Source organism: Kordia antarctica, from assembly GCF_009901525.1.
Lineage (GTDB): Bacteria > Bacteroidota > Bacteroidia > Flavobacteriales > Flavobacteriaceae > Kordia > Kordia antarctica.
In genome coordinates this window covers 2,210,115-2,223,330 of sequence record NZ_CP019288.1, presented here as the reverse complement: position 1 = coordinate 2,223,330, position 13,216 = coordinate 2,210,115, and the positions used below count along the sequence as shown (strand labels likewise).

At 33.7% G+C, this 13,216-nt stretch carries 8 protein-coding genes; 1 reads left to right on the top strand and 7 read right to left on the bottom strand.

Translation table 11 applies throughout. The annotated features are described in order from the left end of the window. Positions 1–25: 25 nt before the first annotated feature. The 7 genes from IMCC3317_RS08875 to IMCC3317_RS08845 form a co-directional block, all read right to left on the bottom strand. A complete protein-coding gene (locus tag IMCC3317_RS08875; RefSeq protein ID WP_160129163.1) occupies positions 26–2,734 on the bottom strand; it encodes a carboxypeptidase-like regulatory domain-containing protein in 2,709 nt (902 codons plus the stop codon). A 292-nt stretch (positions 2,735–3,026) separates the two neighbouring features. Next, complete coding sequence (locus tag IMCC3317_RS08870; protein ID WP_160129162.1) at positions 3,027–3,869, bottom strand: GLPGLI family protein; 843 nt, start codon at positions 3,867–3,869, stop codon at positions 3,027–3,029. Positions 3,870–4,237: 368 nt separating this feature from the next. Beyond that, entirely contained in the window at positions 4,238–4,990 is a 753-nt protein-coding gene (locus IMCC3317_RS08865) for a LytR/AlgR family response regulator transcription factor (RefSeq protein ID WP_160129161.1), read from the bottom strand. A 116-nt stretch (positions 4,991–5,106) separates the two neighbouring features. Beyond that, positions 5,107–8,142 (bottom strand): ligand-binding sensor domain-containing protein, encoded by a 3,036-nt coding sequence (locus tag IMCC3317_RS08860; protein WP_160129160.1) that lies wholly within the window; start codon positions 8,140–8,142, stop codon positions 5,107–5,109. Positions 8,143–8,221: 79 nt separating this feature from the next. After that, positions 8,222–9,061 (bottom strand): SH3 domain-containing protein, encoded by an 840-nt coding sequence (locus tag IMCC3317_RS08855; RefSeq protein ID WP_160129159.1) that lies wholly within the window; start codon positions 9,059–9,061, stop codon positions 8,222–8,224. A 468-nt stretch (positions 9,062–9,529) separates the two neighbouring features. Beyond that, positions 9,530–10,576 (bottom strand): hypothetical protein, encoded by a 1,047-nt coding sequence (locus IMCC3317_RS08850; RefSeq protein WP_160129158.1) that lies wholly within the window; start codon positions 10,574–10,576, stop codon positions 9,530–9,532. Positions 10,577–10,800: 224 nt separating this feature from the next. Then, entirely contained in the window at positions 10,801–11,016 is a 216-nt protein-coding gene (locus IMCC3317_RS08845; protein WP_160129157.1) for a hypothetical protein, read from the bottom strand. A 458-nt stretch (positions 11,017–11,474) separates the two neighbouring features. On the opposite strand from IMCC3317_RS08845, the gene IMCC3317_RS08840 reads away from it, so the two are divergent. Beyond that, entirely contained in the window at positions 11,475–12,944 is a 1,470-nt protein-coding gene (locus IMCC3317_RS08840; protein WP_160129156.1) for a hypothetical protein, read from the top strand. Positions 12,945–13,216 lie beyond the last annotated feature (272 nt).

The window sequence follows — 13,216 nt, the reverse complement described above, 5'->3', positions numbered from 1 at the left end:
CTTTTACAATTATATATCTCTTATACTACAAACTATAAACAAACCTAAAAGTAACAAATCTCGGTTGAATAAACGTCTCAGAAGTGAACACCGATAAATTATTGGCACTGTTTCGTACTTGCGAGCTAATATCTAAAATATTCGTCGCTTTAATTTCATATTCCCATTTGGCATCTTTGTCTTTTCGGTAGGCGAGTGACGCATTCCACGTTTGAAACGATTGCGATTCACCATCTCCTAAATCTTGATTGGTATACGTGTAATCGGTACGGAACGTCAATCTTTTCAAGATATACGCATCAAAATCAATTGATGGAGCTGTCGTGACAAACTTTGTCTTACGACTTCCTTGCGTATTATTCGTTACACTATATCTGTAACTCAAACTCACATTTGGAGCTTCCTTATAATTCGTCCGAACTTCTGGCGTATACGTTTGTGTATAGCCTTCATTCAACGATTGTTGTCCTTGAATAAACTGATTTATTTTACTATAATTAAAACGAGCGTTTAAGCTTCCGCGAATCTTTCCAAACGTGCGTTGTACGCGTCCAAAAACATTGACGTTTTCATCAGCAAAATTAGAGTTGAAAAACGTACTCGTTCGAATCACATTTTCAAAATTTGTCAAACCACGTATCTGATCAATATTACTTGAATAAGATGCTCTTGCAAATACATTGGTATAATTAAACAAATTAAAACTCGTATACACCAAACTTACATTGTGCGACAACGCGTTCTGTAAATTAGGTTCCCCAAATTGATAGCTATTAAAATTATTCATCACCACACCTTCTGCCAATCGTGTTACATCTGTAAACTGATTTTGCATATTATATCGCAACGTTAAGGCTTCACTCTTTTTAAATTGAATGCGTGTTTCAAAATCTGGTAAAACTCTAAAGAAATTATCTTTATACGTTTCTCCAAACTGACTGTTATTGTTTCCGTAGGCATGTACTGAAAAACCAGGTGTAAAGGTGAACTTTCCACTTTTCAATCGGTAATGAACTCCTAAATATATATCACTAAAATTGTATTCAGTATCGTTGGTTGCGCGTCCATCATTAAATGTTGGTGTTGGATTCAATGTTAATCCAGGACCTAAAAACTGAAAAAGATTGGAATTAAATTCTTGGCGACTCAAAATAGTTCCAAGTGTAATATTGATATTACTCTTTGCATTTAAAATATTGTAGTAATCCAACTTTGCATCCAATTGATTGGATTTAATTTGTCGGTTCTGATTCAAATTATAATTCTCTACAGAAGTATCCAAACCTAACGCTTCCGCAGTAGTATCAAAAGCACCATTTTGTTCATTGCCCAAAGTGGCATTGTAAAAAGGATCTTCGTTTTTAAACAAATGCTGTGCTTCAAATGCTAAAATATTTGTTTCATTAATTGTATAATAATAATTTATATTTTGATTGATGCTAAACGGCGTTACTTCATCGAGTTGATTTGTGCTTCCAATTACTGAAGAAAAAACACTTTGATTTTGTCTGTCGTTTGAAATGCGTCCCAATACATCATAATCGAGCTGATTATTAACATTCGGTTGGTAAGAAGTACTAAGTTTCAAAAGTACTTGATCAGAACGTTCTCTACTTCTTTGTTCCGTTGCCTCATCAGGAATTCCCAATTCAGGATCTGTATATTGTACAAAACTTGTTTGTTTAGAAAGAATACGACTGCTATTGTAAATAAGGAATCCACTAAAATCCAATGCCTCATTTGGAGAATAACTAAAGTTTCCTGTAGCCAATTTGTTTTCAATTTCTAAAGCATTTTGCTGACTTGTTAAAAAATTCAAACTATTATCTCCAAGATTAATATTGGTTCCGCTACTTCTACTTGGAGCTCTAAAACCACCACCAAAGTTTCTAATATCTCTTCGTGACAAGGCTAATTCTCCTATATTATTCAAATCTCCAATAAAATTAATGCTGTATTTTGGACTGTAATAAAATAATTTGGGTTGAAACAGATACAATTCATTGTCTGGTGAGGCGCCTGATCCGGCAGTGATATTTCCAAACCAGAAATTCTCTTTTCCTTCTTTTAGTTTGATGTTGATGGCAACATTATCTTGATTGTTTGAAACACTTCTCAGTTGACTAACTTCAGAATAATTACGCAATACTTCTATTTTGTCTACGGCTTTCGACGGAATGTTCTTGGTTGCTAATTTGGTATCTCCATCAAAGAAATCTTTGCCGTTTACCATTAATTTCGTGACAACTTTTCCTTCAACTTCAATCTGTCCATCTTCATTAATTTCTACACCTGGCAATTTTTCAAGGACATCTTCTAGCTTTCGTTCTGTACCATTTTTAAAAGAATCCGCATTGTAAATTAGCGTATCTCCTCTAACAGTAACGGGCATTTCGTAGGTAAGCTTTACGGCATCTAACGTATTGCCTTCTTTCATTACAAAATCTTTTGCAATATCAACTTCTTTTGTGGACAGCGTTTGCTCTAAATTCTTTAAACCAATATAACTTACCTGCATTTTGTAGGTGCTATTTTTGCTCAACGCTAACTTGTACTTTCCGAGCGCATCGGTAATACTATACGATTCTAACGTGCCAGTTTCTTTATTTATGGCGATTACGTTTGCCAATTCCAAAGGTTTATTCAGGCTATCTTTAACAACTCCTTCAAGTTTAATTTGAGCAAAAGTGCAGTTCGCTGCAAGGAATAGGAAAATACAAAGTATTTTTTTCATTGGTGATTTTGGTTAGTTTTGAAGATCATTTTGACTTAGACTATATATTAAGGTAAAAGTTTAATATAAAATTAAAAACTTATTACCCGTTGTGCATTTTGAATTCAAAAGTATAATGAAACGTCAGTTCGAGTGATTTTGAGGCACGAAAAATCGTACTTGTGTTGAGCTTGGTCGAAACATCGAGAACCTACTTGGTGCAAAAAATTCTATTCTCGATACAAATTTCACTCATTTTCAATCGTAAAATTCACTCGAATTGACGAATTTTATCAAAATGCACAACCAGTGTTTATCCTCTTCTTCTTCCTCGGTTATTTCTCATTTCAAGCATTTTTTTCTGAATCGTTGCTTGATAGTCACTTTTTGTAATTTCTTTTCCTTTATTTGGTGCTTCAATCTTAACATTTTCACCAGAATTCAATACAATTTTAGAACACAACATTGTCGTATTATCTGCGCTTACTTCTAAAATTAATCCTGGAAGTCCCCAATATTCGGCTGGTCCATGACTTACTGGAATTTGCGGCGTATACCAAGCTTCAACTTCTGTCATATTTATTTCAGGTTCTGTAATTTCAACAGTTGTACCATCTGCTTTTTTATCGGTACTTGAAGCTCTTTGCAAATCTCCCCAAGAAAAATTATACCAAGCCAAATCGCTTGAAGGTATAGAAGCTGTTGCTTTAAAACACGTGTATTGTCCTATTTGCTTGGTTTCTTTGCCCATTTTCCATTCAATGGTTTGTAATTTATCTTTAACTAAAAACTTCTTTCCATAAAATTCTTGTGTCTGCACTAACTTATTTTCTTTGACATTTTTATATTGTTCGCCTCTTGAAAAATTATTTCCCCAAGAATCTGTTGCGCCCGAAATGGCATCTAACTTATCTTCTTCATTGAATACAGATTCAGTTTTATTGAAATCTAATACATATGTTTTTTCCAATCGATTCTTCAAACGTGCTGCAACATCTTTTTTCTGCGCTTCGCTTAATCTTGCTCCCCAATTTCCTAATTCCATTTTGGATTTTGAAAAGTAGAACGCCTGACCTTGAAATTCTTGGACAGTTGGCTTGGATGAAAACAGTAATAAGAAAACAATCGAGATAGATTTGAAGAGAAATAATTTCATGATTTGTAGTTAAAATTAATTTTGTTTAACAAATATAATTAAATGCTAAACATTATTGTTTTATTTCTTAAAAAATTAACAGTAATTTATGTGTAAACGCTTAGTTTTAGTTGACAGTTTTCAGTCTCAGTCTCAGTTTGCAGTTTTGTCAACGAATTACTTAACCTTTTCAGAGAACAGCTTTGTATATCAAATGATTCTCGATACAATTTCCTCGTTTCACTTCGAAAATTACTCGAATTGACATTCTGTAAAAATCTAACAAGTCCACATTTCGACTAAGTTTAATGTCTAACAAATCTAACAATCCAAAAATCTGCATTTCGACTATGCTCAATGTACGCAACGGTAGCTGAGCGGAGTCGAAGTTATTTCCGATGAATACTACTCAAAACTTCCATCACTTCCACTTTTTTGCGAACCGAAACAGGAACGGTACTTTTATCTTTTAATAACAAATAACCGCCATCCGTTTTTATGAATGCTTTTATAAATTGCAGATTGACCAAATGACTTTGATGTACGCGTAAAAACTGGTAATTGCTCAACATATCTGAGAAATATTTCAGCGTTTTGGTCACGAAAATCTTCTGTCCGTCTAGCAAATAGAAAATGGTATTATTACTATCCGATTCGCAACGAATAATTTCATCCAGACTCACAATAATAATTTTATCTAAGGTATGAAGTGAAATTTTATTTGGTTTAGAATTTGGCGCAGCTAACGTATCTTTCAAAATATCCAATCGTTCTTTATTCGGATGAATCTGACTTTTAGCTTTATTAATTGCCAACGAAAGTTCTTCTTCAGCATACGGTTTCAATACATAATCAATTGCAGCAAATTTGAATGCTCGAATAGCGAATTCGTCACTTGCGGTTACAAAGATGATCTTGGAAGTCAAATCTGGAAAAATTTCCAACACATCAAAACCAGAACCATCGCCGAGCATAATATCTAAAAACAAAATATCAGGTTGTTGCTTGCGCAAGAGTTTTGCCGTTTCTACGACACTTGAAGCAGTTCCAATAATATTCAATTCAGGATGTAAACGTTCAATATCGCCTTTTAACATTTGTAAAGCGGAAGGAATATCGTCAACAATAATAGTAGTGAGCATTTTTTTTAGTTGTTTGTTGTTGGTTATCAGTTTTGTGTTTTCGGTTGTCAGTTGTTGGTTGTTGGTTGTGAGTTTAACTCTTTTACATTTAAAATTTAAAATTCAGCATTTAACATTTAGAATTCCGTTTCCAGCGGAATCTTAAACGAAATTTTCGTCCCTGCTAAGGTAGCATCTTTTTTGGAAATCTCTTCAATTTTCAACGTGTTGCGACCAGCCAACGATTCTATTCGTTCTTTGGTAACTTGCAATGCCATTGATTGATGATCTGTCTTTGGTTTATTTTCTTGTGATTGATGAATCCCGATTCCGTTGTCTGTAATTGTTGCGTACAAAAAGTGGTTGTCTGTTGCAAAATGAACTTTCAATTCGCCAGGTCGTTGCAACGGCATAATTCCATGTCTAATTGCATTTTCCACAAACGGTTGAATCAACATTGGCGGAATTAATACTTCTTCCGGATCTAACTCAGAATCCAATTCTATTTCATACGCAAAATCTTTGCTCGCCATCAAACGTTCAACTTCCACATAGTTTTTCAAGGTTTTAATTTCTTGCGCAAGCGTAATAGTGTCTTTTCTAGAATTTGTCAAGGTTTCCCGAAGCAACACAGCAAACGTATTAATGGTTGTATCCATTTTTGTAATATCGTTTCGGCTCATGCCTTTAATTCCGTTCAAGACATTGAAAATAAAATGCGGATTCATCTGCAAACGCAATGCTTTTTGTTCCAGCGAAAGCAAATGATTTTCGAGTTGCAAACGTTCACGAATGGCACGGTTTTTAGACTTTACGCGTTTTATATATAAGAAAACTATCGCGATAGCAATCAAACCAAGAATTGTCCAAAACACATTGCGAACCCACGTTTTTTTGTAGAATGGTTGAATGATGTGAAATTTAAAATCAATCGGATCACTTTCGAGCCAATCTTTATTCCGTGATTGCGCCAAAAATGTATGATCGCCATAATCCAAACCGCCAAATGTGATTTTATTTTCTTTCGTCCACGGACTCCAGTTATCTTCGTCAAATTTATAGCGATACACAATTGCTTCAGGATTGTCCAAATCGACTGAACGAAACTGAAATGCCATGTTGTTTTTATCTGCCGAAAGTTGTAACCGTTTTTTAGAATTTGTCCAATCGCGTAAGTCAATCGAATCTAAGCTTTTATATGCAACTTCTATATTCTCAAAGTGTAATTTAGGTTTCGAAAGTTGTTGTTCTGAGGTTGAGGGCGCATATTTTGTAAGTCCGTAAATAGTTCCAAACCATAAATTTCCTTCACTATCTTTAGTAGTTGCGTTGTGACAGGTTTCAATTCCTAAAAAACCATCATTTTCCCCATAATGAGTTACATCGATGATTTCATTTTTCTTATCTAAAGAAATTTGATCTACGCCGCGTTCGCTTCCTGCCCAAAGCATTCCGTTATCGTCAAAAATAAGTTGATAAATATTGTCGGAATACAAATCTTTTTCTCCTTGTAATTGTTTAAATTCCAAATCTTTAGATAAGGTTGAATACCAAATTCCTTTGCCAAATGTACCAAGATACATATCGTAATTGTGAAAACGGATTGTACCAATCGTTACTTCACTTCCAATGACATCTTTTGGTTCTAAATGCGTGACTTTATTATCTTTTATATAGCCTAAATGACCTTTGCTTGTGGAATACCAAACACGACCAGTTTCATCGCGAGCGAGATCGCGAATAGCTAAATCTTTAATACCTTGTTCGCTGTCAAATGTTTTAAGATTGTATATTTTTTTACTCTCATGATCGTATTGAAAACGAAAAATCCCTTCTGCATACGTAGCAACCCAAATTTGTGAACCGTAAATTTTTATAGCCCGAATCCAATTGGAAGGCAAACCGTTTTCTGTGGTAATTGTTGCGGTATATATGTCTTCAATTTGCCGTTTTTCATACGTAATTTCATCCACCAAAGTGCTATCATAGACAATTGTATCGCGAATCTTTTTTTGATAAATATAAATTCCTTTGTTTTCAGTTCCTGCCCAAATTCTACCTTCTTTATCATTGGTTAAGGTTCTAACTTTTACGTTCAAATAGTCGCTTGTTGCTTTTTCTTGATGAATTCCTGTAGAATCAATCGTCATTAAACCAGATTTAGACGTAGAAAGCCACAATGTATTTTCCAAATGATGAACGGCATAAATTCGGTTTGCAGTTAAGCCATTATTTTTTGTGTAATGTCTAAAATTGTTCTTTTCAGATTTAAACAATCCGCCACCCGACGAACCAATCCAAATATTATTTTGACGATCTTTATAGACTTCACGAATGTTGTCGACGGATAAACCGTTTTGTTTTGTAATTGATTTTTCGGCTAAATTATCAGTCAGATTAATCCGTTTAATTCCTGCATTTGTAGTGTTAATCCACAATTCTTCCGAATGAATTAAATTGATCGTATTAATTTGTTTTACTTCTGAAATGATTTGAAAATTTTCTTTTCCACCTTCAAACAAATAAACTCCGTCTGTAAAACTCGCCGCAACTACTTTTTCTTTGTACTTGACTAACGATTTAAAATCGCCATCTAAAATTTTTATAAATGTTCCAGTATTCTCTAAGAGATTTGTTTTCCACAAACCTCTTTGGGAAGCAATCCAGAAAGAAGTTCCATCAAATAAAATATCGTTAATCTGCGTGTTATTAATGATGGCATTGCAATCCAAAGGTTTTGTTCCATCAACAGAAGTATAGGTGTAAATTCCTTTTCGAGTAGCTAAATATGTTGCATTCGTTGTCGTTTCTATATGATATACGCGCGGCGTTGTGTAATTGTTGAATGTGTTTTTGGTTCGAACCGAAAGTCCTTGACGCGTTCCAATAAATAGTGCATCTTTTTGAAACTGCAATGTTTGAATGTAGTTAGAACCCAACCCGTTTTTTTCATTCCATATTTTAAAGGAAATCCCGTCAAAACGAGCAATTCCGCCGCCTTGCGTTCCAATCCATAAATAGCCTAAATCGTCTTGAACAATAGCATTTACTTGTGATTGTGGCAAACCATCTTTTAACGTATACGCGCGTAACTGATTGTTTTGCGCGTTTGAAAACCAAGTTCCAAACACTAAAAAAGCGAGTAGGAGATATGTTTGGCAATTTAACTTCATATACTTTATACTATTTTGAAAGAATAGGAAAATACTATTCTCGATACAATTTTTTTCAAAAATCACTCGAATTGACGTTTTAGTTTTCTATTCTTTTTTTAAATTCTTTCGAAAATTCAGGAACTAATTTTGAGCCATTCCATTCGTAAATTCTGGTTATTTTTTTCGTTTCAAACCAACGTTTTTCTTCGTCAACTTGTTCCTCTTCTTCTTTTGTAAATAGAATTATTGGTTGTCCGTTATTTTCATCAGTTTTATAGGTGAATGTTTCTGATAAAGAATACACACCGCCGTCGCCAATTGAAGATAAATCTGCTACTTTAATTAATTTATAGTTAGTGTCCAAAAATAATACTGTTTTGCCGCTTTCTGCTCCGCAAGAATCGCCAAAATAGTTAACTTTTAGAATTCTAAGCACGTTTTTTAAATCGTGATGTTCTTCAAAACTCACGCCAATATTTTCGTCTAAAAGTTTTAACGTAGCTTCTGTATACGCTTTTGTCTTTGTATTATGAACAATTCGGATGTGTAATTTTCCCTGTTCATCATCTGATTCGAAGCGAAAATAAAACTGTTGATTTCCACTTTTTTTATGTGTATTTGCAATAAATTTTCCAGCAATAAAACCTTTATTTCCTTGAAAGTCTACTTCATACCAAGCTGATTTTGAAGTTGCATCTTGAAGAAATTCGTCCGTTTTTTTAAGAATGGTAATCGTGTCGCCAATTCGTACCAACGTAACAACTTCCGAAGTAGTATTTGGTTCAGCTCTTAACTTTACATTGTCGCCAAATAACGAATACGTTTCATTAACCTTGAAGTTTTGGTCAATGTATGTAGTATCTTTTTGCGCATGACTTAGTGTGCAAAAGAAGAAGCACATGAGAAGCGAAATGGTATTGAGTTTTAAAGTGAACATAAGACAAATATAGGTTAAAATTGGTTTATTTTTTTGATAAGTAATTCAATGTGCTAATTTGAAAATTTGCCGATTTGAAAATTATGCGCTACACGCAACATCAGTATTGTTTGTTATATGATTTAAGATCGTTTACTCTGACTTCACTTTGCGCAAGTCGTTTTAGATAAAGAAACAATTCGTAGGTGTTAAGCACTTCTCGATACTATTTTTTGTCTATTTCGACTGCGCTCAATATGACAGAAAATCACTCGAAGTGACGTTTGGAACATCTTAATTTTACGTAAAGGTTCAAATAAAAGTAATTTTCAAATTAACACATTTCCAAATCTTCAAATTAATTTTAGAGTGAATAAAGAGAAGCAATCTGCAGGTTACAATTACAGATTGCTTTTATAGTTTGTAAAGGTTCAAAGAAACATCATTTTCAAATTGACACATTTTCAAATCAACAAATTGTCACATCAATCAAAGCTGTGTATAATACCGTTGATTGTCAAATTCTGTTCGAACATATGATAACGGATTGTTACGTTGCATCATTGGTTTTAAGATACAAACCGCCGTTGTTTTTCCTTTGATGATTACTTTTTGCCCAACTTTTACAGCTTTCCATCTGAATTTTTCTACAGAGATTCCCATGTCAGTAATTATATTTTTATAAGCTTCGTTATCGTCAATCCAATCCATAATTTCGTTTCCGTCAGCCAAAGAAGGAATTTCATCGTCGTCTGAGAATTGGATTTCCCAACGAATTGGAATGTTGAATTTATACGCGAATGCTTCTCCAGGTTCGCCTTCTTCTTTTGTTCTGATTGCGTCTAACCAATGAATGTCTTCCAAAGGATATTTGTTGATAAATTGCTTTGATAAATCTACATTTCCAGGAGATTGTGCTGTTGGATAATATCCGTAAAAAACTTTCGCTAAGAAGTGCTTTTGAAACTGTCCGTTAAAAACGGTTGCATGTTGCGTTGCAAATACTTTTGGCTGATAGTTTGCCGTAAATGTTTGCTTTAAAACTTGTAATAAATTTTTATTTTTGCCTAATTCAGATGTATGAAATACCAATTTGCTGTCTGCTGCCAATACATTTTCTAGTGTTGGAAGTTTGTTTTCTTTTAAGCAATTTAATAACGTTTCTTGCGAAAGTAACTCGCCGTGAATTGTAGTTTCTAACGAAAGTCCTTTTTTAGAATTTCCTTTATTTACAATGTGAATTTCGCTATAATCTTGTTCGTTATGATTTTTATTTAACCAAGAAATAATTTCTTGAAGCGAAAATGCGTCGTCTATAATTGTATAACTCAACTCTTGAAAGTGCTTTTTGGCGTCTTTATAATACGTGCTAGAACCTTTGTCATATCCTGCGATGAATACAACGGCTTGTTTGGAAGCGGTTGCTTCGCTTGCGGTTATTTCAGCTAAATCGTTTGAACTTTCTTTTGAACATGCGAATACTAATGTTAATATGATTCCCATGAATGTTGCCATTTTTAATGCTTTTGTTTTCATAGTGTTGTAATTTTTAATGTTGTGTTATTTTTTTAATCTTTTAATAATTCAATTTTTCAATCCTTTAATTCTAGCAGTATAAAAATCAGCTTGAATAAGGTCAATCCACTTTTTGATTGAAATCACGATTGTTATTGCATTTGAAAACCCACTCTTCAATAGTTTACAATCGTAGCTTCTGACAGCCGTCAAAAGTATTCAAGCTGATTCTTCCCAACCAACCTTTATCTTTTTAATGTAATAGATGCTTTTTGCCGTATTGGTAATGAAATATGTTGTAAGCGCATTCGTTTTGCCAATGTCGGGCTCGAAATCCATTTGCCTTCTTGAAACAAAGCAACTGTGTTTACGTTTCCTTCGCCATCAAACTGCAGTTTAATTTGCGAATAGATATTCAAATATTTTTGAATCATTTTTGTTGCTGTTATATCGTACCACATTTGATGTTTGTTTTAAAGTTTGTATCTTTTTATTGTGATTAAGATGATTTTGTTTCTTAATTACATTTCAAATGTAGTGGCAATTGGAGGCTTTTTCGGAGTGCTTTTAGAATTCGTTAGTGATAAACTAGAATTCGTCGAAAATCAGGAATACTTTCTATTTTTTTATTGAATATTATTTGGTTTCGATACAAAATTCTCCCAAAATTTCTGCCTACACGGACGTAACTATATTCAAAAATGTCAATTCCAGTGATTTTTTTATATCGAGCGGAGCTATCGAAATAAATAAAATTGTATCGAGAATAGGCTTGAATTAACTTTTAGTTGATTTAAAAACCATACTAAAAAATAGTCTTTTTCCTATGTAAAATTAGTTTTTCTACTATTACACAGGTAGTTAGGTTACAGTAATTTTGTTCCATAAAATAAGTATAACCTAAAAACCAGAAAAAATTATGGGAACAATTAAATCAAGTTGGGCAGGAACGCCCATTTCATTAGACGATCAATTAGAAGATGCTGTTTGGTCAGGCGCACAAGACAACAAGATGAAATTCGATGGCGGATTCATGCTTGCCAAAAATGACGCGAAATATTTATATGTAGTGTTGGATGTTGTAAAAGACACACATAACGATCCAGGAACAGGCGATTATTTTTGGTTTACCTTCGATAGAAATCGAAATAGAGCCATTACACCAAATTATGATGTGAATTATGGAAACTATCCTGGCAATCCTAATAAAATGGGAAGACAATATTATAAAGGCGCAGGAAGATGGACAGGTTTGTTGAATGAAGTACAAAAGTCAGAATGTAAAAGTACATTCGGGACTTCTCCAAATTCTTCAACGCCACACAGAATCTGGAAATTCAAATTTAGATTGACCGATTTAAAGATCAACTTATTATGGTGGTGGTTTAGTTCGTATACAAAGTTTGGTTTCAGAGTGCATTCAAACACTCCAAATCTAAATTATGACACACCAACAAATTTTTTCAGAGACTTTTCCAAATTACACACGTTGTATTTCTCTAGAAAACCATCTATTTCAACCGCTGATTTAGGACCAGTTATGGGAAGTGTCGGATTAATTCCAACCACAAAAATTAATGCTGCAACAGGACGCGCAACAACAGCTTCTAACTATTTTATTTATGCTAGAAATGCTGCTTTTGGCGGATTGCTAAACGTAATTGGAAATCGCACAAAAATGGATCAATTGCCAAGAGTAGGCGCAAGAAAGTACAAAGTATTCCATAGAGCAGGAACTTCGGGATCATTCTCAGAGTTTGTAACTTCTTGGTACAATTATAAATGGAATGGTTCCGATTATATATTGGAAGCTTCTTCGCCAGATGCAAGTAATTTTTATAAAATGCCAAGCGCAGGCGTCGATTATTCTATTGATGATTTATTGTTTCAATTCAATTCAACAAAATTAAATACAGGATTGCATCAATTTAAAGTAAAATTCTATAACAACGCAGGAACAGAAGTTGGCGCAACAGCTCCAGAGCAAGTGTTAACTATGTATATTGACAATAATGTTCCGGAAGTAAGTATCAATTCTGTGAAGTATAAAAATGCAGAAATTGGCGCTTGTGGCATTGTAAATCTTCAAAATAATAAAGATGTACTAGTCATTGATGTAGAAGCTTTTGATACCGAAGGAAATTTATTGGATTATAGCTTAACAGCACGTTGGGGCGAAGGTGATTCAGAGAATATTGTATATAAAAAGTACGATCCTGCAACAATGCCTGCAAACTGGCAAGGAAGTCATCATATTATAGGAAACTTTAATCCAAAAGTAACGTGCGCGCATTCGTTTAATGTATACGCAAGAGCACGAACTACGAATGGATATGGGTATATTGGAAAGAACGGAACGTACAGATATGTAACGATTATTAAACCGTAATTTTGGTATTATAAAAAGGGGAAAAGGTTATTTAGAAAGTTATGTAAAACTGAACTTGATTCAGTTTTACATAATCATTGAGATTGCAACGCTGAGATTCTGAAATACACTTCGATAAATTCAATGTGAAAATTCAGAATGACGTTTCAAAATCATTTTCTAAATAACCTTTTTATTACACCAATTATTATTTAAAAGGAGCCTAAAATAATTTTAATTATAGTGTGTCCAGATGAATTAGAAAATCAATGCATAGCATCGTTACGGTTTTA